The following is a 21,621-nucleotide window of genomic DNA, read 5'->3' on the forward strand; positions in this document are numbered from 1 at the left end:
GGGTCTGCTGCCTCCCAAACGAGGCTTGTTCTTTGCCGGGAACGCAGGCAGAACAAGCCTCAAGCAAGACCTTTGGGAGCGCCCTTTCGTGGCTGAACAGAAGGCCTCGACCTCGATCGAGGCAGTGGAGAGCGGCCTCGCCGCGCAGGGCTATATCGCGAGCCGGCAGATCGCGACCGCCGTCTATTTGTCACAGCAGATCGAGAAGCCGATCCTGGTCGAGGGCCCCGCGGGCGTCGGCAAGACCGAGCTTGCCAAGGCGATCGCGGCCTGGCGCGGCATGAAGATGATCCGCCTGCAATGCTACGAGGGCCTCGACGAGGCCAAGGCGCTCTACGAGTGGAAATACGCCAAGCAGCTTCTCTACACCCAGATCCTCAAGGACAAGCTCGGCGAAGTCTTGGGCGGCGCGCAGACGCTGCATGCCGCGCTCGACCAGCTCCATGATTTCGGCGACGTGTTCTTCTCCAAGGAGTTCGTCGAGCCGCGCCCCCTGCTCCAGGCGCTGGAGCAGCCGGGCGGCTGCGTACTGCTGATCGATGAGATCGACAAGTCGGACGCGGAATTTGAATCGCTGCTGCTGGAGATCCTGTCCGACTTCCAGGTCACGATCCCCGAGCTCGGCACTGTCTCGGCCATCACACCGCCCACCGTGATCCTCACCTCCAACAGCGAGCGCGACCTCGGCGACGCCTTGAAGCGCCGCTGCCTGCATCTGCATATCGGCTTTCCCGAGCAGCGGCTCGAGGAGCGCATCGTCGAAAGCCGCGTGCCCAGCATCTCGCAGACGCTGCGCCGGCAGATGGTCGGCTTCATCCACGAGATACGCTCGCTCGATCTGAAGAAGCTTCCCTCGGTCAGCGAGACCATCGACTGGGCGCGCGTCCTGGTGCTGCTCCAGGCGTCGGAGCTCGACACCGATATCGTCAAGGACACGCTCAACGTGCTCCTGAAATACGAAGCCGACATCGAGGCAGCAAGGCCGCAGGTGACGACCTTCATTGCCAAGGCGGCACGGTCCAACGTCTTCGGTTGACGCCGATGCGCGAGAACCTCCATCGTTTCTTTCGGGCAGCACGGGGCGTCGGCGTTCACGTCTCGCCTGCGGAGAGCATCGATGCGATGCGCGCGGTCAAGCAGGTCGGTTTTTCCGACCGGGCCATCCTGCGCGATTCACTGCTGCTGACGCTCGCCAAGTCCCAGGACGAGAAGCTCGCACTCGGCGACTGTTTTGACCTGTTCTTCAGCCAGCCGGAGCCGCGACAGGATCAGCCCGAAGCCGACAGCGAGAACGCTTCGCAGGATTCGGATCAGTCGCCCTCCTCTGAGGCGGCTGGCGAGCTGGGCGAAAGCCAGCATCCCCAGGAATTGGGCCAGCTTGCGCAGATGCTGCTGTCGCAGGACCGCAATGCGATCGCAGCCGCCATCGCCAGCGCCTCCGGGACTGCCTCCCTATCAGACATCCGCTACTCCACCCAGCGCGGCATCTTCTCCAGCCGCATCCTCGACGCCATGGGCCTCCAGCGCCTGCGCGACGAGCTCGACGAGCTGACCGCGACCAACCCGGCACTGGCCGAGCGTCTGCGCGCTGCGCTCGATGCGCTGCGCGAAGCGGTGCGCGACACGGTCTCCCAGGGGCTTGCCCTCTACGCCCGCGAGGAGGCCGAAAATCTTCGCAACGAGATCCTGCGCAATGCACCGCTCGCGCGCATCGAGCGTCGCCAGGTCGCCGAGATGCGCGCCCTCATCCGCCAGATCGCGCGCCGCCTGCGCGAGCGCTATTCGAAGCCGCGCAAGCGCCAGCGCCGCGGCCATCTCGACGTCCGCCGCACGCTCCGCCGCAATGCGGCCTGGGGCGGCGTGCCGTTCCTGACCGCATGGAAGCGCAAGCATCGCGATCGGCCGAAGATCGTAGCGCTCTGCGACGTCTCCGGGTCGGTCGCGCAAGTCTCCGATTTCTTCCTGCTCCTGATCCACTCGCTGCACGAGGTGGTCGACGACGTCCGCTCCTTCGCGTTCTCCTCGCACATGATCGAGGTCAGCGAGATCCTGGAGAAGAACTCGCCGGAAGAGGCGATGGCCGAGATCATGTCCAAGGTCGGCTTCGGCTCGTCCGACTACGGCTCTTCGCTGGTCGATTTCGAGAAGGACTTCATGAGCGCGCTGACGCCGCAGACCACGGTGATCGTGCTCGGCGATGCCCGCAGCAACAATCTCGACCCGCGTGCCGACATCCTGCGCCGCATCTCCGAACGCTCGAAGCGGCTGGTCTGGCTCAATCCCGAAGGACGACTCGCCTGGGGCTTTGGCGATTCCGAGATGCCGCGCTACGCGACCTTTTGCAGCGTCGTACGTCAATGCGCCACCGCGCAACAGCTCGAGCGCGCCGTGTCCGATATCGTGGCGACTTATCAGTAAGTCTCGCTCGCGGCCAACCTCAGTTGTGAAACGTCAGCTTCGCGCAAGCTCCGCCTGGCCGACGTTACACTCCCGGAAGTGATAGGCAATTTCGTCGAGCGCACGCTGCTCCCATTCCTGGGCTTGCGCGAGCCAGAAAATCCGGCGCTCAAAATCGAGCGCCGCACGCTCCCGACATAGGGATTCCTGACTGCGAATTTCAACCAGCCTGTTCATGCACTCCACTCCTGCCTCGTGAAGTCATTCCCGCGAATCAACGTAACAGAATCCCGATTGCTCGCCTCATGATTTCCAGGCATCTCGCGACACAGAATGGGACAGCGATGCTTCCCGTGCACCGCGGCGCTTGCAGCGCAGCATCAACTGCGGATCATCAATTAGTGATCGCGGTGCGGCGCGATGTTCGCGATTGAGCGATCTAGCTCTCGTGTCGCAACGAACTGCGGCAATTTGTGAAGAGAAGTTCTAAACAGCTCACCGAATTCCCGACTCATTGTCGTCGCACGGTCTTCATGCAGCGTCGCTAACAGAGGCGCCAACGCGCACTATCGCTTGAGGCAACATGACCAACGATTTCGACTTCGAACTTGCGCCGGACCAATGGGAAGCTCTGCGCACACTTCGCAACCCGCCGTCGAACGGCCGCCTCTCGAAGCCCTATCTCGTCGCAAGCCTCGTCGAACTCGGCCTCGTTGTCATCAATGACGGCGTGCCTGAGATGACGCCGGCCGGCCGCAAGGTGCTCGTGCGCGGGTCGTGCCGGCTGCTGGATCTCGTTGCGTGACAGGTTCGCGCTGATCGTCTGCGCCATTCCCCCGCTGGCACATCGCCGCGTGGGTCAGTCATTCCACTGGAGGAGCGGCGATCCATACGCCCTTCTCCAGACCGACAGGAAACGCGGAAACCAGGAGTGCGCCACCGCGCCCTTATAGGCCCAGGTGCGATATTTCAGACCATGCTCTGAGATCAGCTCCTGATATCCGCCGTGGAGCTCGGTCGCGGCGCGAATGTCCTTCAAGATTCCCTGGGCGCAGGAACGGTAGGTCTCGCTTGCGGAGAATTCATCATAGTCCAGCATGCGATCCGCGAATTCGACGTTGAATGTCGGCCAGGAGGAACGTCCCTGATAGGCGGGAGCCGCAATCTTGTGGATCATCTTGTTCCGCGGATTATTCGCGGACACCAAGAAGTGGAACGTACTAGGGATGCGAAAGCGCGGCTCCGCAATGATCAGATCCGCCGTGGCGGCGAACAGTGCCCGCTCGCTCGCATCGGTCAGATCCCAGAAGCCGCGATGTACGCCGACGAAATCCAGCGCGACCGATGACGCCGGTGAGTTCGCCGGACCTTCCAGGGAATGCCTGATATATCCGTTCCTGCCGAACAGGCGGAGCAGATCCTTCTTGTACTGCGCAAGGTCGCAGCCGAGCAGCCGCTTCAATTCGTTCTCGTCGACGATACCGAGCTGTACGCTCCACACGAAGGTCGTATGGACGCAAGCATTGGTCACGAAACGCCGGCGCTCGGCACGGGTATCCGTTGCGGCGGAGCGAGGTGCATTTACGTCACACAGCAAATACCTGCTGCTGCCATCGTTGAGCGGCTTGAGCTCGCCTGCGAGTTGCAGGATCGCACGCTTCAGGTCACCGCCATATTCGGCCAGCAGCAGGCGGCCCGCATGCGCGCATTGGGACATCGCCAGATAGGACGGCGCCCTCTGGTCGGCGGAGATCATCTGCTGCAGGCCGGCCAGAATGCCGAGCAGCGTGTCCGACGGACGCGAGAAGTAGTTCACACCGAGATATCGACCGCGCCCCGCCGGGACGATGGTCGTGGTGACGACGCCGGCGCGAACCGCCTCCAGCAACAAACGGATGCTCTTGTCGAGCAGCCGAGCCCGCCGCACCGCGTCCTGTGCATCCATGATGGTTTCGGGGTCGAGGACGTCGGGGTAGAACCAGGCGAAGTCACGCGGGTAGTAAGCGGATGCGTGGGGTGCGCCCGTGACGAGGAAGGCCTCGGTCACCGAAAAGGCGCTGTCCATCGAGTGCCGGTAAAGGTCCTCGAGGGCCGATAGCGAATGATGCGATTTTCTCAGGAATCGATCCCCGAGAAAATTGACCGCCTGGAGGGCGTTGGCGAAAAATGTCGCAGCCACACCTTGGTAGAATCGGTTTCCGCGATTTGAGGGCAACGAGATATCGCTATTCATATGTGGGCTGGGGTTAACTCCGATGGTGCGGCCACCATCCAAAGCATGGCTGATTCGTATTTCGTCCAGATGACGTGTCGGCCTCCGGCGAGGCATCTTCAACCAGCCCCAGCGGCGACAATCTTTATGTTCGTCCGAATTCGTGTATGAAGTACAGACCAGCGACGCCGATCTCGCCGCGGTCGGCCGCCGCATGGCGCAACACTAGCCGCGGAGGATTGATGGCCGGCGCATCCGCACGCGACGAACACTTCCTGCGCCTCTCCTTCGCGGTCGCCCGCCGCTCCCTCACCCATGGCAATCATCCGTTCGGCTGCATCATCGTGGCGGACGACAAGGTGCTGATCGAGGCCGAGAACGGCTACATGCCGGATCACGACGGCACCGCGCATGCCGAACGTCTCGCGGCCACCCGGGCCTGCCGCACACTCAGCCGCGAGGTGCTGGCGGCAGCGACGCTCTATTCCTCGGCGGAGCCCTGCGCGATGTGCGCCGGCGCGATCTACTGGGCCGGCATCGGCCGCGTCGTTTACGGCCTCAGCGAGCATCGCCTGCGCGGCGTCACCGGCAACCATCCGGAGAACCCGACCCTCGACCTGCCCTGCCGTGAAGTCTTTGCCAGCGGGCAGCGGCCGACCGTAGTCGTAGGTCCGCTGCTCGAGGACGAAGCCGAAGCGCTGCATGCAGGCGTGTGGACGAAATAGATGTCGAGATAACCGCTACCGTAGGGTGGGCAAAGCGTAGCGTGCCCACCACCTGTTGGCTATCCACGCAGAGATCGTGGGCACGGCGCTAGCGCGCCTTTGCCCACCCTACGAGAGTAAGCGCGAATGGCGCCGTGCATTTCCACGCGGCGCCATCCAAACCTCGAAACCTCAGCCGGTCAGAACTTCACGCTGATGCCGGAGTAGAGCGAGGATTCGGTGCAGGCCCCGGTGCTCACCGTCCGGCCACCGACGGCCGTGGTACAGCCGACGGCGAGGTTGTGATCGAGACCGAACTTGTTCTGCCAGTAACGGTACGCCACCCAGACGTCCACGAAGTGGGAGTACTTGTCACCCCAGGCCGCCTTCGAGGCGTCGAAGGTCAGGCGGATCGGCTCCGAATTCAGCTCCACCGCTGTGTTGTAGACTCCGTTCGCCGGACTGTAGGGAAGCGGTTCGGTGTCGGTGCCCTTCTTGCCGTACCAGCCGGCGCGACCGCTGATCGAGAAATACTGCATGTTCGGCGGCAGGAAGCCGAGGTCCATGTAGTAATTGACTTCGACCGCCCAGGTTGGCTTGAACGACGTATTGCCGTCCGCAAGACACGTGACGCCGGGAACGCCCGGACCGAACAATCCGCACTGGCTGAAGGAATTGTGGTTGGCGAACTCCCAATAGACCAGCGGCGCGACGTTGATGTAGCCCTTGTAGGGCAGATCAAACGCAAACTGCAGACCGCCGACGACGTCGCGCTTGGCGGCGCCGAAATACCTGTTCTCGGTATTGGCATCCATGCCGACCTCGAACGAGATGTTGTGCAGCGGCCCCGCACTGAAAGCCTTGGTATTGAAGAGCTCATTCCAGCCGAAGGTCGATCGAAACAGGCCGTAGATCTCCGTCGCCCCGGCGCACGATGCCGGCGCGCCGAAGATCGTGCCCGCGTTGGTGCAGGGCCCGGCCGGGTCATTGTGATCGGACTTGAACATCGAGATGGTGAAGAAGTTCGTGCCGTACGCCCAGGCGTCAAAGTGGGTGAACGAATAGACCTGCTTGGTGGTCTTGCTATTGATCGACCCATCCGGCCGGAACGACCACGCACCGGGCTGAGACGCGTTGAAGATGTACGAGAACGTGACGCGGTTATCGATCACCAGGAAGAACGGAAGGTCCTGCGCTTTCTTGGCAGCTTTGACCGGCAGATCCGCCGCCTGAGCCAGGCCACCATTGGCCAGCGTAGCAAGTGACAGCGCCGCTGCTGCAACTGCCGTGTAACGAAACGACATCCTGAATACCCCCGAGTTTGCACACGTCAATGAACGCCCTTGGGTGCGACACTTGCGCTGATCTCCCGGAGTGAGAAGCCTCAACTTTTTTCAAGGCATGCCGCTTGTTTCGGCACGAGGCGGCGTTTCATCGTGGGATTTGAAGGGCTTTTGCGCGTCAGCATCACCGGGCATGCGGCCGGGCGAGGCCGTCTATTGCCGGACATTCCCGTTTGATTTCCCTTTGTCTTTTATCTCGAGCGGATCCTGCGGCAGCGAACGGTCGGGAGCCGATGCAGGGGCGAACCGCAATGCATAGGCGTGGTGGCGCGCCTTTGCGCACCGTGACATCACGTCTGCATAGCGGGTTCCGATTTGGCTTGGACCGTCACAAATCTGCAACAGCCCTTCACGGAAAGGCGTCTCTTCGCCCCGGCGAGAACAGCGAGCCGCTGATACCACCCGCCTGCCGAAGCGTTGAGCAAGGGATGACGCATTTTCACATCTTACGCCGGGGTCCAAACTGGCCCACTATTGGGACACTTCACCATGCAAGCGCATCAGCGAATGTTGGATTCGACATTTGACGGCCTGAATTCCGGCGAGTCCCCGCTGCTGCGAGCGATTGGGCTCACCAAACGCTATGGCGATTTTCTCGCCAACGATTCCATCGACATCGATATCCGGTCCAGCGAGATCCACGCCCTGCTCGGCGAGAACGGTGCCGGCAAGTCGACCCTGGTCAAGGCGATCTACGGGCTGATCCAGCCCAGCGCCGGCGAGATTCGCTGGCGGGGCGAACGGATCGTGCTGTCCGGCCCCTCGGACGCGCGCCGCTGCGGCATCGGCATGGTGTTCCAGCACTTCTCGCTGTTCGACAATCTCACCGTCGCCGAGAACGTTGCGCTCGGCCTCGACGGCAAGGAGTCCTTCAAGGACATGTCGGCACGGCTGGAGCAGGTGTCGAAGATCTATGGCTTGCCGCTCGATCCCAAACGCGAAGTCTGGCAATTGTCGGTCGGCGAGCGCCAGCGCATCGAGATCGTCCGCGCGCTGATGCAGGATCCCAGATTCCTGATCCTCGACGAGCCCACCGCCGTCTTGACACCGCAGGAAGCCGATCAGCTCTTCATCGTGCTGGAGCGGCTCAAGGCCGAAGGCCGCGCCATCCTCTACATCAGCCACAAGCTCGAGGAGGTGAAGCGGCTCTGCGACACCGCCACGATCCTGCGCGGCGGCAGGAAGGTGGCGACCTGCAATCCCAGGCTCGAGACCGCCGCCTCGCTCGCACGCATGATGGTCGGCGGCGAGATCAGGGAAGTCAGGGCCGCATCCGGCCGCAAGACCACCGTGCCGCGGCTCGTCGTCAACGATCTTTCGCTCGCACCGAGCGAGGCGCATGGCGTTCGGCTCGAGCACATCTCGTTCGAGCTGAAGGGCGGCGAGATCCTCGGCATCGCCGGCGTGGCCGGCAACGGCCAGGATGAGCTGTTCGCCGCGCTCTCCGGTGAACGGCTCGCGAAGGATCCCGGCACCATCGTGATCGAAGGCATCGCCGCCGGCCACCTCTCGATCACGCAGCGGCGCAAGCTAGGTGCCGCCTTCGTGCCCGAGGAGCGGCTCGGCCACGGCACCGCGCCGCGCATGAAGCTGTCGGAGAACGCGCTGCTCACCGGTCATGCGGCCAGTGGCATGGTCCATCGCGGCTTCATCGATACCGACGCCACGCTGAAGACCGTCGACCGCGCGACGGAGACGTTCGACGTGCGCAAGGCCAAGCGCGATCCGGAAGCGGCATCCCTCTCCGGCGGAAATTTACAAAAATTCATCGTGGGACGCGAGATCTTGCGCAACCCCGCGGTGCTGGTGGTGAGCCAGCCGACCTGGGGCGTCGATGCCGGCGCCGCTGCCGTCATTCGCCAGGCGCTGCTTGATCTCGCAACCGCAGGCGCTGCGGTGCTTGTGACCAGCCAGGATCTGGACGAACTCTCGGAGATCGCCGACCGCATCGCGGTCATGTTCCACGGCAAGCTGTCTTCGCCGCTCGCCACAAGCGAGGCGAGCCGCGAAAAACTAGGCCTGCTCATGGGCGGCAGCAGCCTGGAGCCGAAGGAGGCCGCGCATGCAGTTGGTGCTTGAGAGGCGCGCCGAGCGCTCCGGCACGATCGCGCTGGTCTCACCGTTGATCGCGATCGGCCTCACCATCGTGACCATGGTCATCCTGTTCGCGATCCTCGGCAAGAATCCGCTGCTCGCCTTGCACGCCTATTTCATCGCGCCCTTGACCGACGGCTATTCGCTCCAGGAGATCGCGGTGAAGGCGACGCCGCTGGTGATGATCGCGATCGGGCTGTCGCTCTGCTATCTCGCCAACGCCTGGAACATCGGCGCCGAGGGGCAATTCCTGATCGGCGCGGTGGCAGGAAGCTGGATCGCGGTGAAGACTCAAGGCACCGACGCAGGCGCTTGGGTGCTGCCGGCGATGCTCGTGCTCGCCGCCGCGGCAGGCGCGCTCTATGCCCTGATTCCGGCGATCTGCAAGGTGAAGTTCGGCGCCAGCGAGATCCTGACCAGCCTGATGCTGGTTTATGTCGCCGACCTCTTCCTCGACTATCTCGTGCGCGGGCCCTGGCGCGATCCGCACGGCTTCAACTTCCCGACCACGGCCGAGTTCGATCCAGTTGCGACTGTGCCGCTGCTGATAGAAGGCGGCCGGCTGCATCTCGGCTCGATCATCGCCCTGCTCGTCGTCGCGGCAGCGGCGATCCTGCTCGCTCGCACCATCAAGGGGTTCGAGATCCGCGTCGTCGGCGCCGCGCCCCGTGCAGCACGGTTCGGCGGCTTCAACGCCAATCAGCTGATCATCCTGACCTTCGCGGTGTCAGGCGCGCTCGCGGGCCTTGCCGGCATCATCGAGGTCGCGGGGCCCGTCGGACATCTCCAGCCCGGCATCTCACCTGGCTACGGTTTTACCGCGATCATCGTTGCCTTCCTCGGTCGGCTGAACCCGCTTGGAATATTAATTGCAGGCCTTTTCCTTGCCCTGACCTTTATCGGCGGCGAGCAGGCCCAGATCGCGATGAAGATCCCGTTGGACGTCACCAAGGTGTTTCAGGGCATTTTGCTGTTCTACGTGCTCGCCTGCGATTCCCTGATCCTCTATCGCTTCAAGCTGGTGTCTTCGAACCGACAGGTGCCCCGTGGAGTTGGTTGAGGCCATCATCCTCGCGGTGCTCGCCGCCTCGACGCCGCTGCTGATCGCCGCGACCGGCGAGCTCGTGACCGAGCGGTCCGGCGTGCTCAATCTCGGGGTCGAGGGCATGATGATCGTTGGCGCGGCCTGCGGCTTTGCCGGCGCCTGGCTCACCGGATCGATCTTCATTGGCGCGCTGTTCGGCATCGTCGCGGGCACGATGATGTCGCTGATCTTCGCGTTGATGGCCCTCGGGCTAGCCGTCAACCAGGTCGCGACGGGTCTCGCGCTGACCATCCTCGGCGTCGGGCTGTCCGGACTGATCGGCGCCGGCTTCGTCGGCGAGCGCATCACGCCGGCAGTGCACCTCTCCATTCCAGGCCTCACCGACATCCCGCTGGTCGGCCGCGTGCTGTTCGGCGAGGACGGCTTCGTCTACTTCTCCATTGCACTCGTTATCGGTGTCTGGTGGTTCCTGTACCGCACGCGGGCGGGGTTGATCCTGCGCGCCTGCGGCGACAATCACGTCTCCGCGCATGCGCTCGGCTATCCCGTGCTGCGCATCCGCACCCTCGCCGTGATGTTCGGCGGCGCCTGCGCCGGCCTCGCGGGCGCCTATCTGCCGCTCGCCTATACGCCGTTCTTCATTCCCGGCATGACCGCAGGCCGCGGCTGGATCGCGCTGGCGCTCGTGGTGTTCTCGTCCTGGCGGCCCGGCCGGCTCGTGGTCGGCGCCTATCTCTTCGGCGCGGTGACGATCCTGCAATTGCACGCGCAAGGCTGGGGCATCGGCATTCCCTCGCAGTTCATGTCGGCGCTGCCGTATCTCGCAACCATCATCGTTCTGGTTCTGCTCTCCCGCGCGCGCAGCGGCGGCTCGACCGCACCGGCCACGCTCGGCACCGTGTTCGTACCTGACCGCTGAATTCATTTCCCCGACGGGCGCGATGGGGCGCGCACGTTGTGGATCTAGGCTTTCCCCTGATGTTTGGAGATCGATGATGAGGAAATCACTTCTTGCGCTGGCTACCGGGCTCATGCTCGCCGGGAGCCTCAGTGCAGCCTCCGCCGCCGACAAGCTGAAAGTCGGCTTCATCTATCTGGGTCCGATCGGAGATCTCGGCTGGACCTATCAGCACGATCTCGCGCGTCAGGCGCTGGTGAAGGAATTGGGTGACAAGATCGAGACCACCTATCTCGAGAACGTGCCAGAAGGCCCCGACGCCGAGCGCTCCATCGAGCAGCTCGTCCGCGCCGGCAACAAGCTGATCTTCACGACCTCGTTCGGCTACATGGACCCGACGCTGAAGGTCGCCAAGAAATATCCGAACGTGCATTTCGAGCACGCCACCGGCTACAAGCGCAACCCGAACATGTCGACCTATTCGGCCAAATGGTTTCAGGGCCGCTACATTCAAGGCCTGATCGCGGCCAAGATGTCGAAGTCGGGCGTGCTCGGTTATATCGGCTCGTTCCCGATTCCGGAGGTCGTCTCCGGCATCAACGCGACGATGCTGGCGGCGCAGACCATTAATCCTAACATCAAGGTCAAGATCATCTGGGCCAACACCTGGTTCGACCCGGGCAAGGAGGCAGACGCCGCCAAGGCGCTGATCGACCAGGGCGCCGACATCATCATGCAGCACACGGATTCGCCCGCAGCGATGCAGATTGCCAGCGAACGCGGCAAGCTCGCCTTCGGCCAGGATTCCGAGATGATCAAGTTCGGGCCGAAGACCCAGCTGACCTCGATCCTCGACACCTGGGGGCCCTACTACATCGAGCGCGTCAAGGCCGAACTCGCCGGCACCTGGAAGTCCGAGGACAGCTGGGGCGGCCTCGACAGCCACATGTTCGCGATGGCGCCCTATACCAACATGCCCGACGAGGTGAAGAAGATGGCGGAGGATGCCCAGGCCGCGATCACCGCGGGCAAGCTGCACCCGTTCAAGTGCCCGATCGTTGGGCAGGACGGCAAGCCGGTCGAGTGCAAGGGCGGCGATCATCTCGACGACGGCCAGATCCTCGGCATGAATTTCTACGTCAAGGGCATCGACGACAAGCTGCCGGGCAAGTAGCACGCTTCTTGCTTTACCCAAATCACCTGCTCCTCCCGGAGGAGGTTCGGAGGGGGTGGCCAGAAGCACCCGGCACTTGTGGTCGCCCCCTCTTTCAATTTCTGCCCTTATCCGGCCTGCATGGCCCCCGCCGCCGAGCTGTGGCGGCGGATGAGACCTGCGACATCGAGGCCAGGGATCGCTCCGTCGATCACGGCCCATCGTCCGGCCACCATCACCCGGTCGGCCCGATGCGCGCCGCATAGCACCAGCGCGGCCAAGGGATCGCCGTGGCCGGAGAAGCGCAGCTCGTCGAGCTTGAACAGCGCGAGATCGGCGGCCTTGCCGACCGCGATCTCGCCGAGTTCGGGACGGCCGACGCAGGCCGCCGAACCCTTGGTGGCCCAGCGCAGCGCATCCTTGTGGCTGACTTTCGTTACGCCATAGCGGGCACGTTGCAGCAGGAACGCAGCCCTTATCTCCTGCATCAGGTTCGAGCCGTCATTCGAAGCCGACCCATCGACACCGATGCCGATCCCGACGCCCGCCTCCTCCATCTCGCAGACCGGACAGCAGCCGGACGCCAGCAGCTGATTGCTGCACGCGCAATGGCTGATGGTCGTCCCGGCCTTGCCGAGCCGCTTCATCTCGTCCCCGTTGAAAAATATGCCGTGAGCAAGCCAGGTTCGTGCAGTGAGCCAGCCGCATTGTTCGAGGTAATCGAGCGGGCGACAGCCATACATCTGCTCGCAGAATTTGTTCTCGTCCTCGGTCTCGGCGAGATGGGTATGCAGGCGCACGTCGAGTTTTTCAGCGAGATCGGCGGTGGCGCGCATCAGCGACGTCGTCACCGAAAAGGGCGAGCACGGCGCCAGCGCAATCTGCACCATCGCGTCCGCGCCGCGCTGGTGATGCTTCGCCACCACGCGCGCGCTGTCGGCGAGGATCGTGTCCTCGTCCTGCACCACGCTGTCAGGCGGCAGCCCGCCGTCGCGCTGCGACAGGTTCATCGAGCCGCGCGTCAGCAGCACGCGCATTCCAAGCCGCCTTGCAACGCCAACCTCGATATCGACGGCGTCTTCGAGCCCCGCGGGGAAGACGTAGTGATGATCCGTCGTCGTGGTGCAGCCGGAGAGCAGCAGCTCGGACATCGCCACAGTGACGCCGAGCTCCAGCGCTTCAGGCGTCAGCCGCGCCCAGACCGGATAGAGCGCCTGCAGCCAGGGGAACAGCTCGCGGTCCATCGCCGCCGGGAGCGCCCGCGTCAGCGTCTGGTAGAAGTGATGATGGGTGTTGATCAGGCCCGGCAGCACGACGTGTTCGCCCGCATCGAACACCGCGACGTCAGCGGTCGCAGGCGTGCCGCCGGCCGGCACGAGTTCGACGATCCAGCCGTCCTTCACCACCACCCCGCGCTCGGCTCCGTCGGCGAGAATGGCCAGGGGATCCCTGATCCAGATCGGCATTGAATCGCTCATGATCCCGCTTCTCCTCACATCCGCTGATAGGGCCGCAAGGCGGAGGATGACTGCATCCTTGCTCCGACTTGTTGTTGCCACTTGGCTCCCGTCTTGCAACACTTTCTCCTGGACGATTCACCCGACGGAAGCGCTGACGCAGCCATGGATTTGAATACCATCACAGCGGTCGCCCATCCGCAAACGCGCGCACAGCTGCCCGCCTGGACGGCAGGCGACGCCTGGCTCGCGGGCGGCACCTGGCTGTTCTCGGAGCCGCAAACGCAGCTGACGCGGCTGATCGATCTCACCGATTTGAAATGGCCGGCGCTGACGATCACCGAGGGCCATCTCTCGATCGCCGCCACCTGCACCATCGCAGAGCTCGATGGTCTCACCTGCCCGTCTGACTGGCTCGCCGCGCCGCTGATCAACCAGTGCTGCCGCGCTTTTCTTGCCTCGTTCAAGATCTGGAGGACCGCGACCATCGGCGGCAATCTCTGCATGTCGCTGCCGGCGGGACCGATGATCTCGCTCACCGCCGCGCTCGACGGCGTCTGCACCATCTGGAAGACCGGCGGCGGTGAACAGAAGGTTCCTGTCGTCGACTTCGTCACCGGCAACCAGCGCAATCGCCTAATGCCGGGCGATCTGCTTCGCCAGATCGACATTCCAATTGCCGCCTTGAAGCGCCGCACGGCCTTTCGCCAGATCTCGCTGGCGCCGGTCGGGCGTTCGGCAGCGCTGCTCATCGGCAGCCTTGACGCCGATGGCACGCTGGTCCTGACGGTCACCGCTTCGACGGTGCGGCCGATCCGGCTGTCGTTTCCCAAGCCGCCCGACGCGAGTACGCTTCGCGACGCGATCGCGCAGCAGATCGCCGATGATCTGTACCACACCGACATCCACGGCCAGCCGCTCTGGCGCAAGCACATGACGCTGCGACTCGCCGAGGAGATCCGCAGCGAGCTGCTGGAGGCAATGCCGTCATGAGCTTCGAGATCAACGGCCAGACGTTTGCGCAGGCGCCGCGCGCGGGGCAGTGCTTGCGCACGTTCTTGCGCGAGCTCGGCCATTTCGGCGTGAAAAAGGGCTGCGACGCCGGCGACTGTGGCGCCTGCACCGTGCTGCTCGACGGCGAGCCGGTGCACAGCTGCCTGATCCCGGCGTTCCGGGCCGAAGGACGCGCCGTGACCACGATCGAAGGTCTCGGCGGGGACCGCGGCACGCATCCGATGCAGCAGGCCTTCCTCGATGCGCAAGGCTTTCAATGCGGCTTCTGCACCGCCGGCATGATCCTGACCTGCGCCTCGCTGAACCAGGCGCAACGCACCGATCTCGGTGCGGCGTTGAAGGGCAATATCTGCCGCTGCACCGGCTATCGCGCGATCGAGGATGCACTGCTCGGCAAGACCAATGTCGAGGCAAGCGTCGAGGCCGGCGCCGCATTCGGCCGCAGCCTGCCGGCGCCGGCGGGTCCCGACATCGTGCGTGGCACGGCCCGCTACACCTTCGACACCGCCATCGACGGCCTGCTGCACATCAAGCTGGTGCGGTCGCCTCACGCCCATGCCAGGATCGTCGCGATCGACAAGGCGGACGCCCTTCGCGTTCCCGGCGTGCACGCGGTGCTGACGCATGAGGATGCGCCATCGGTCCTGATCTCGACCGCGCGGCACGAAAAGGACTGGATGGACCCCGAGGACACCCGCGTCCTCGACGACGTCGTGCGCTTCATCGGGCAGCGGGTTGCCGCAATCGTCGCCGAGAGCGAAGCCGCCGCCGAGGAGGCGTGCCGGCGGATCAAGGTCGAATATGAGGTTCTCCCCGCGCTGATCGATCCGGAGCAGGCGATGGCGTCGGGCGCACCCATCATTCACCCTGATCGCACCACCGCGAACCGCATCGCCGATCCCCAGCGCAACCTCGCGGCGGAGACCCATGGCGAGTTCGGCGACGTCGCGGCGGCGCTCGCGACGTCCGCCGTCACTTACGAAGCCACCTTTCACAGCCATCGCGTACAGCATGCGGCGCTGGAGACCCATGGCGGGCTCACCTGGCTCGATCCAGCGGGCGTACTCAACGTCCGCACCTCGACCCAGGTCCCGTTCCTGACCCGGCGCGCGCTGTCGGACATCTTTGAGCTCCCCATGGACAAGGTCCGCGTGTTCTGCGAGCGCGTCGGCGGCGGCTTTGGCGGCAAGCAGGAGATGTTCGTGGAGGACATCCTGGCCCTCGCTGCGCTGAGGACCGGCCGGCCCGTGAAGCTGGAGTTCACCCGCGAGGAGCAGTTTATCGCGACCTCGACGCGGCACCCGATGCGGGTCCATATCAAGGCCGGTGCCGACGCCGACGGCAAGCTCACCGCGCTCAAGCTCGACGTGCTCTCCAATACCGGTGCTTACGGCAATCATGCCGGCCCCGTGATGTTTCACTCGCTGTCCGAGTCGATCGCCGTCTACAATTGTCCGAACAAGCGGGTCGATGGCTTTGCGGTTTATACCAACACGGTGCCGGCGGGCGCGTTTCGCGGCTACGGCCTGCCCCAAACCCAGATCGCGATCGAAGCCGCCATCGACGAGCTGGCAAGGCAGCTCGGCATCAGCCCCTACGAGATGCGCCGGCGCAACATCGTGAGGGACGGCGACCCCATGCTGTCGCCGCCGCCATCCGAATTTCACGACGTGCTCTACGGCTCTTACGGCCTCGACCAGTGCCTCGACCTCGTCGAGCGCGCTATGCGCGCCGATGGTCCGCAGCCGGAGCTTTCGCCTGAATGGCTGATCGGCGACGGCATCGCTCTGACCATGATCGACTCCGCGCCGCCGGCCGGGCATATCGCCGACGCCATGATCGCGCTTAGCGAGGACGGCGGTTTCGACCTCACCGTCGGCACCGCCGAGTTCGGCAACGGCACCAGCACGGTGCATCGGCAGATCGCGGCAACCACGCTGGCGACGACCGTCGACAGGATCCGCCTGCGCCAGTCCGACACGGCCCATGGCGGCCACGACACCGGCGCCTATGGCAGCGCCGGCACCTTCGTTGCCGGCAAGGCGACCCATGCGGCTTCCATGCAGCTTGCGACCGAGCTGAAGGCGGCGGCCGCGGGTGCGTGGCTGTGCGACGTTCAGGCCTGTGTGCTCGAGGACAATGCGGTCGTCAGCGGCGTCCGGCGCATGCCTTTTGCGGAGCTGGTCAAGCTCGCGCGCGAACGCGGGCAGCCATTTGCAGCCAGCGGCAATTCCGAGGGCACGCCGCGATCGGTCGGCTTCAACGTCCAGGGGTTTCGCGTCGCGGTGAACAAGGGCACCGGCGAGCTCAGGATTCTCAGGAGCGTGCAGGCGGCGGACGCGGGAATCGTCGCCAATCCCATGCAGTGCCGTGGTCAGGTCGAAGGCGGCGTCGCGCAGGCGCTTGGCGCCGCGCTCTACGAGGAGATGGTGATCGACGCCAACGGCCGCGTCACCAACCCGAAATTCCGCGACTACCACCTGCCCTCTTTCGCCGACGTGCCGCGCACGGAGGTGTTCTTCGCCGACACGTCCGACACGATCGGGCCGCTCGGCGCCAAATCGATGAGCGAGAGCCCGTACAATCCGGTCGCTGCCGCGCTCGGCAACGCAATCGCCAACGCCACCGGTATCCGCTTCACCGCGCCGCCCTTCAAACCGGACCGGCTGTTTCCGGCATTGCTCGACAAGTTCGGCAGCTAGCTGCCGCGATAGGTCGAATAGCTCCACGGCGTGACCAGCAACGGAACGTGATAGTGGCTTTCCGGCTCGCTGATCGCAAAGCGCAGCGGGATTTCGTCGAGGAAGGGCGGGTCGGACAGCGGCACATTGCGTGCGGCGTAGTATTTGGCGACGCTGAATCTGAGCTCGTAGCGGCCGATCGGCAGCGGGCGGCCGCCGATCAACGGCTGGTCGGTGCGACCGTCGGCATTGGTCACCGCGCGCACGATGAGGCGGCTCTCGCCGAGGCTCGCGAGCTCCACCAGCTCAATCGGGATGCCCGCCGCCGGCTTGCCAATGTGATTGTCCAGCACATGCGTCGACAATTGGCCATGCACCTTCAACTTGTCTTCGGCAATGACGAGCTGATCCAGCCGCAGCGCGGAGATGCGGGCGATTTCCTCGATCGCACGCCGCGTCTCGGTCTTGACGATATTGCGCAACCGGATCTCGAAATCGCGCAGCACGGAATCCTTGGTGTGACGGCGCACGCAGACGATATAGGGAAAGCCAAACTTGTCGCGATAGGCGTTGTTGACGCGCTCGAACGCCGCGTACTCGGCATCCGAGAGCCGGTCGAGCCCGGCGCTGTTTTGCTCGTCGGTCGATTCCGCCGTGAGTCCGGCGGCGCGCTGCGTTTTGTTGGCGAGATCGGGGTGCGCCCGGATCAGCGCCAGTTGCGCGTCCGGCTCAGCACTCTGGATCGCTGCCATCAGCGCCGTGTGCAACTGGTTGATACCGCTAAACGGCCGCTTGCCGGCAAGCTGCTCGGCGATCCACGGCGAATATTCGACGACGTTGGCAAGTGCCGCGACGAAATCGGCGTTGCTTGCTGCGTTGAGATCGGCCAGCGGGATCTGCGACATCGTCATCAACCGATCTCGAACGCATTGGTCGCGAGATGCGCATGCTTGTCGTGCCAGTGCTGTGCGATCTGCAATCGCGTCGGCACCCAGACGCGCTCGTGCTTGACGATGTAGTCCAGGAAGCGGATCAACCCGGCAGCACGGCCGGGCCGGCCGGCGAGGCGGCAGTGCAGGCCCACCGACATCATCTTCGGCGCGCTCTCGCCTTCGGCATAGAGCACGTCGAAGGCATCCTTCAGATAGGTGAAGAACTGCTCGCCTTCGGCAAAGCCCTGCGGGTTGATGAAGCGCATGTCATTGGCGTCTAGCGTATAGGGAATGATGAGCTGCTTGCCGCTCGCACCCTTGATCCAATAGGGCAGATCGTCGGCATAGGAGTCGCAGAGATAGAGGAAGCCGCCTTCCTCCATCAGCAGACGGTTGGTATTGATCGAGGAGCGGCCGGTGTACCAGCCGAGGGGGCGCGAACCGGTGGCTTCGGTATGGACGCGGATCGCTTCCGCGATCTCGGCGCGCTCCTGCGCCTCGGTCATGTCCTTGTGCTCGATCCATTTCAGGCTGTGGCTGGCGATATCCCAGCCCGCCTCCTTCATGGCAGCTACGATCTCCGGGTTGCGCTTGAGCGCGGTGGCGACGCCGAACACGGTGGTCGGCCAGTTGCGCGCGGTGAACATCCGCCATAGCCGCCAGAAGCCAGCGCGCGAGCCATATTCGAACATCGATTCGATATTGGCATGACGCTGGCCCGGCCAGGGCTGCGCGCCGAGCACGTCGGACAGAAACGCTTCCGAGGCGCGATCGCCGTGCAGGATGTTGTTCTCGCCGCCTTCCTCGAAATTGACGACGAACTGCACCGCGACGCGTGCGTTGCCGGGCCACTCTGGATGCGGCGGGTTGCGGCCGTAACCGCGGAGATCGCGCGGGTAGCTTATGTCGGTCACTCAGACTTCCTCGAAGCGGATCGGCAGGGCGCCCTTCCACAGCACGCTTTTGCCCAGCGTCGCAAGATTCTCCAGGCCCGAGGTCAGCGTGATGAAGTGGTTGCCGGCGAGCTGGCCCATCTTGCTCGCGAAGTGCACGCTGCCATAGGCCAGCAGGATCTCGGTCTCGCTGATGCCGCCGGGATAGAGGACGATCTGACCGGGCGCGGGGTAGCTCGTGTGGTTCTCGTAGCCGACGCCGAAGTCGAGATCGCCGAGCGGCATCCACACCCCCTCGCCGCTCCAACGCACATGGATGATGTGGCTTTCGAACGGCAGCACCTTGCGGAAGGCGGCGACGGTCTTGGGTGCCAGTTGCTCCTCGAAGCGGGCATCGAAGCTGAAATCGCCCGCACGGATAGCGAGTTTGCCCATCTCATCTCTCTGAATCGGGGCCGGTGGCCCACGGAACACTTTCAAGCAAAGAGCACTCCCGACAGCTTCGCGCAAGTGCCGCGGCCGCATCACCTGCGGTCGTAGGACCAGCCGAAAATGCCGCTCCGCCGCGTCTCCGGTTCCGGCTCGGCGGCGGGCAGCGGCGCCTCCTTCAGTTCCGCTTGCGGGGGCGCCGGCAGGGTCTCGCATGTCATGGCGTAGACCAGCTTGCCATCCGCGGTACGCCCGATCGGGGCGCAGGGATCGGAATGCGCCGCATTGGTCTTCGGCGTTTTGGCTTGCGCGGCCGCCGGGGACACCAGCAGCAGCAGGATCAGCAGATATCTCGACATCGTTGTCGCCTTACGGAGCATCGGCCCCATTGAACCGGATTGCAGCAGGCAAGTCCATCGGCGCCAGCGGGCGCGATTGCCGAATAATTGGCCGGCATGTGCCAACCGATTTGAGCACGGTCTTGGGCAAGACTCGTGTCCCGGACAAGCCGCAACGCCTCCTGGCGTTGCGGCGCAGAGCCGGGGGGGGGAGCGCTGCGCTGCGTCCGGGGCACGCGAGCGGAGTGTAGCGCGCGCGCTCTCTACCCGTCATTGCGAGGAGCCCTTGCGACGAAGCAATCCAGAGTCATTCCGCAGAAGGATTCTGGATTGCTTCGCTGAGCTCGCAATGACGGAGAATGAGGCGATAGCTCGTCCTCCAACTGACGCTGTCATTCCCCGCGCAGGCGGGGAATCCAGTACGCCGCGGCTTCTCGGTTCAATCACGGCCGTCTCTGAGTACTGGATCGCCCGGTCAAGCCGGGCGATGACACCGCGTGTGTGGTTGCGGACATGGCTCTTCGATCTCGCGGCTTGAACCACCCGAGCTTTGCTTCGTCTCGTCCCCCTCTCAAATCCAAGAGGGCACAGGGAAGGCCGGGTGCCGGCAGGCACCCGCGGTCTGCTGCGCGAATAATGCGCAAAGGAGACCGCACAGCAGCATACAGGTGGTGCCGAACACTCGGCCTTCCCTGCGCGATGGTCGGACGGCTTATGCCGTGATCTCCCGGGAGCCGAACTTTCCTCTGGCCTCCCTCGCCCCGCGAATTGGATGATGCAGTCTGCCCGGTTGGGCTCGCTCGCACCTTCGCGAAAAGCTTGACCGTAGCAACGACGGCCAGGACCACACGGTTTTGCCGTACGCACGGCCCGCCATGTCGCCGCAGTTTTTCCAGCCCTGTCGACGGAGCCGAAAACTTACAGGCGAGACGAACCTGACAGCGCCGCTCGTCTGCACGCGGGTTTCGAGCTCACAGGGACTACCCGCCCCGCCCGCCCCATCTCGTGCCGCCGCTGCCGCGTCCACCGCAAGCCCGGCTCGCGATAGTGACGACACAAGATCGCCCCTCTTGGATGAGCCGGGATGAGCGACACATACGACAAAACCGAATTTCGGTAAAGTGGAATATTTTTGCCGAGGTGGATTGACAGAGGGCGACACAGGGTGCCGCTCGTTCCGTCATCCTGAGGTGCGAGTGGCGCGATGCGCATCGCATCGCGCCGGGAGCCTCGAAGGATGAACGGCCACAGCCGGGCCGTCGCCCTTCGAGGCTCGCCGAAGAGGCGAGCGCCTCAGGGTGACGGTGATGGAGCCGTAGCCCGGATGGAGCGCAAGCGTAATCCGGGACGGTGCGAGAGGCCGGGCGAGCGGCCCCGGATTGCGCGGAGCCTGTCATCGGGCGGCGCTTCGCGCCGACCCGTTGGCTCCATCCGAGCTACAACGCAGCAAAAAGGGCGGCACAAAGCACCGCCCTCTTTCGCGCAACCCAATCCGGGCAGCGTCGAAAACGATCGTCAATACGGCCCGGAACGGTAGCCCGGATCGTAATAGAACGGACTGCCGCCGCCGTAGCCCGGACCACCATAATAGCCCTGGCCGCCGTAGTAAGGACGCGAGCCGTAATAATAGCGGTTCTCGTAATAGTCGCGGCGCCGGCTCTCGGCGATCGCACCACCGATCACACCCGCCGCAAGGCCCATGAAGGCGAGACCGGCAGCGTTCGACCCGCGCCGATAGTAGCGACGGCGGACTGCGCTGAAATCGGTGACGTCGGAGGAGCCCTGCCCGGCCGTGACAGGCTTTGCGGACATCGGCTCAGCCGGTCCCGGGGACGCCGCAGCCGAGGGCGATATGGAGCTTGCGACCAATGCCAGGCCTGTGAACGCGGCCAGCACCATGTTGCGGCCGGCTGCAGAAATCATGGGTCCAACAGTCATTTTGACCTTCCTATGCTCTTGCCTAAGTTCTTGCCTAATTCTTGCCCAACGAAGAGATATGCAAACCCTGTTTAATGCGCAAACCATTGAGAT

General features: G+C 64.2%; 19 protein-coding genes. 10 read left to right on the forward strand and 9 right to left on the reverse strand.

Going from position 1 to position 21,621, the window contains the following annotated elements:
- Positions 1-88: 88 nt before the first annotated feature.
- Together IVB26_RS28575 and IVB26_RS28580 are read left to right on the forward strand one after the other, a co-directional pair.
- Entirely contained in the window at positions 89-1,036 is a 948-nt protein-coding gene (locus tag IVB26_RS28575) for an AAA family ATPase (protein WP_247968437.1), read from the forward strand.
- A 5-nt stretch (positions 1,037-1,041) separates the two neighbouring features.
- Complete coding sequence (locus IVB26_RS28580; RefSeq protein WP_247968438.1) at positions 1,042-2,418, forward strand: vWA domain-containing protein; 1,377 nt, start codon at positions 1,042-1,044, stop codon at positions 2,416-2,418.
- Between the two features lie 33 nt (positions 2,419-2,451).
- Here the strand turns inward: IVB26_RS28580 and IVB26_RS28585 are convergent, their stop codons facing one another.
- Complete coding sequence (locus IVB26_RS28585; protein WP_247968439.1) at positions 2,452-2,634, reverse strand: hypothetical protein; 183 nt, start codon at positions 2,632-2,634, stop codon at positions 2,452-2,454.
- A 346-nt stretch (positions 2,635-2,980) separates the two neighbouring features.
- On the opposite strand from IVB26_RS28585, the gene IVB26_RS28590 reads away from it, so the two are divergent.
- A complete protein-coding gene (locus IVB26_RS28590; RefSeq protein ID WP_247968440.1) occupies positions 2,981-3,202 on the forward strand; it encodes a hypothetical protein in 222 nt (73 codons plus the stop codon).
- A gap of 54 nt (positions 3,203-3,256) precedes the next feature.
- On the opposite strand, the gene IVB26_RS28595 is transcribed toward IVB26_RS28590, so the two are convergent.
- Complete coding sequence (locus tag IVB26_RS28595) at positions 3,257-4,630, reverse strand: hypothetical protein (protein ID WP_247973290.1); 1,374 nt, start codon at positions 4,628-4,630, stop codon at positions 3,257-3,259.
- Positions 4,631-4,851: 221 nt separating this feature from the next.
- On the opposite strand from IVB26_RS28595, the gene IVB26_RS28600 reads away from it, so the two are divergent.
- On the forward strand, positions 4,852-5,334 hold the full coding sequence (locus tag IVB26_RS28600) for a nucleoside deaminase (RefSeq protein WP_247968441.1): 483 nt from the start codon (positions 4,852-4,854) through the stop codon (positions 5,332-5,334).
- 179 nt (positions 5,335-5,513) lie between these two features.
- Here the strand turns inward: IVB26_RS28600 and IVB26_RS28605 are convergent, their stop codons facing one another.
- A complete protein-coding gene (locus IVB26_RS28605; protein ID WP_247968442.1) occupies positions 5,514-6,617 on the reverse strand; it encodes a hypothetical protein in 1,104 nt (367 codons plus the stop codon).
- Between the two features lie 528 nt (positions 6,618-7,145).
- On the opposite strand from IVB26_RS28605, the gene IVB26_RS28610 reads away from it, so the two are divergent.
- The 4 genes from IVB26_RS28610 (at position 7,146) to IVB26_RS28625 (ending at position 11,867) form a co-directional block, all read left to right on the forward strand.
- A complete protein-coding gene (locus IVB26_RS28610) occupies positions 7,146-8,735 on the forward strand; it encodes an ABC transporter ATP-binding protein (protein ID WP_458309293.1) in 1,590 nt (529 codons plus the stop codon).
- Complete coding sequence (locus IVB26_RS28615; RefSeq protein ID WP_247968444.1) at positions 8,719-9,810, forward strand: ABC transporter permease; 1,092 nt, start codon at positions 8,719-8,721, stop codon at positions 9,808-9,810. Before IVB26_RS28610 ends, IVB26_RS28615 begins: the two co-directional genes overlap by 17 nt.
- On the forward strand, positions 9,797-10,714 hold the full coding sequence (locus IVB26_RS28620) for an ABC transporter permease (RefSeq protein WP_247968445.1): 918 nt from the start codon (positions 9,797-9,799) through the stop codon (positions 10,712-10,714). Before IVB26_RS28615 ends, IVB26_RS28620 begins: the two co-directional genes overlap by 14 nt.
- A 76-nt stretch (positions 10,715-10,790) precedes the next feature.
- Positions 10,791-11,867, forward strand: coding sequence for a BMP family ABC transporter substrate-binding protein (locus IVB26_RS28625; protein ID WP_247968446.1), 1,077 nt, complete (start codon positions 10,791-10,793; stop codon positions 11,865-11,867).
- 107 nt (positions 11,868-11,974) lie between these two features.
- Here the strand turns inward: IVB26_RS28625 and IVB26_RS28630 are convergent, their stop codons facing one another.
- The gene (locus IVB26_RS28630; protein WP_247968447.1) at positions 11,975-13,324 is read right to left on the reverse strand and encodes an 8-oxoguanine deaminase; all 1,350 of its coding nucleotides are present in this window, start codon (positions 13,322-13,324) and stop codon (positions 11,975-11,977) included.
- A gap of 144 nt (positions 13,325-13,468) precedes the next feature.
- Between IVB26_RS28630 and IVB26_RS28635 the strand changes: the two genes are divergently transcribed.
- Together IVB26_RS28635 and IVB26_RS28640 are read left to right on the forward strand one after the other, a co-directional pair.
- A complete protein-coding gene (locus tag IVB26_RS28635; protein WP_247968448.1) occupies positions 13,469-14,296 on the forward strand; it encodes an FAD binding domain-containing protein in 828 nt (275 codons plus the stop codon).
- Positions 14,293-17,019, forward strand: a complete 2,727-nt coding sequence (locus IVB26_RS28640; RefSeq protein WP_247968449.1) for a molybdopterin-dependent oxidoreductase — start codon at positions 14,293-14,295, stop codon at positions 17,017-17,019. The genes IVB26_RS28635 and IVB26_RS28640 overlap by 4 nt, the downstream gene beginning before the upstream one ends.
- Here the strand turns inward: IVB26_RS28640 and uraD are convergent.
- The 5 genes from uraD to IVB26_RS28665 all read right to left on the reverse strand — a co-directional run bounded on the left by uraD (position 17,016) and on the right by IVB26_RS28665 (position 21,528).
- Positions 17,016-17,903, reverse strand: coding sequence for a 2-oxo-4-hydroxy-4-carboxy-5-ureidoimidazoline decarboxylase (gene uraD / locus IVB26_RS28645; protein WP_247973291.1), 888 nt, complete (start codon positions 17,901-17,903; stop codon positions 17,016-17,018). The genes IVB26_RS28640 and uraD overlap by 4 nt on opposite strands.
- A gap of 5 nt (positions 17,904-17,908) precedes the next feature.
- On the reverse strand, positions 17,909-18,844 hold the full coding sequence (gene puuE, locus IVB26_RS28650) for an allantoinase PuuE (protein WP_247968450.1): 936 nt from the start codon (positions 18,842-18,844) through the stop codon (positions 17,909-17,911).
- Positions 18,845-19,258 (reverse strand): DUF3830 family protein, encoded by a 414-nt coding sequence (locus IVB26_RS28655; RefSeq protein WP_247968451.1) that lies wholly within the window; start codon positions 19,256-19,258, stop codon positions 18,845-18,847.
- An 89-nt stretch (positions 19,259-19,347) separates the two neighbouring features.
- A complete protein-coding gene (locus tag IVB26_RS28660; protein ID WP_247968452.1) occupies positions 19,348-19,611 on the reverse strand; it encodes a hypothetical protein in 264 nt (87 codons plus the stop codon).
- A 1,494-nt stretch (positions 19,612-21,105) separates the two neighbouring features.
- Positions 21,106-21,528: a hypothetical protein gene (locus IVB26_RS28665; protein ID WP_247968453.1), complete on the reverse strand. Its 423-nt coding sequence runs from the start codon at positions 21,526-21,528 to the stop codon at positions 21,106-21,108.
- Positions 21,529-21,621 lie beyond the last annotated feature (93 nt).

Origin of the sequence: Bradyrhizobium sp. 195 (assembly GCF_023101665.1) — a bacterium.
In the GTDB taxonomy this organism is placed as follows: domain Bacteria; phylum Pseudomonadota; class Alphaproteobacteria; order Rhizobiales; family Xanthobacteraceae; genus Bradyrhizobium.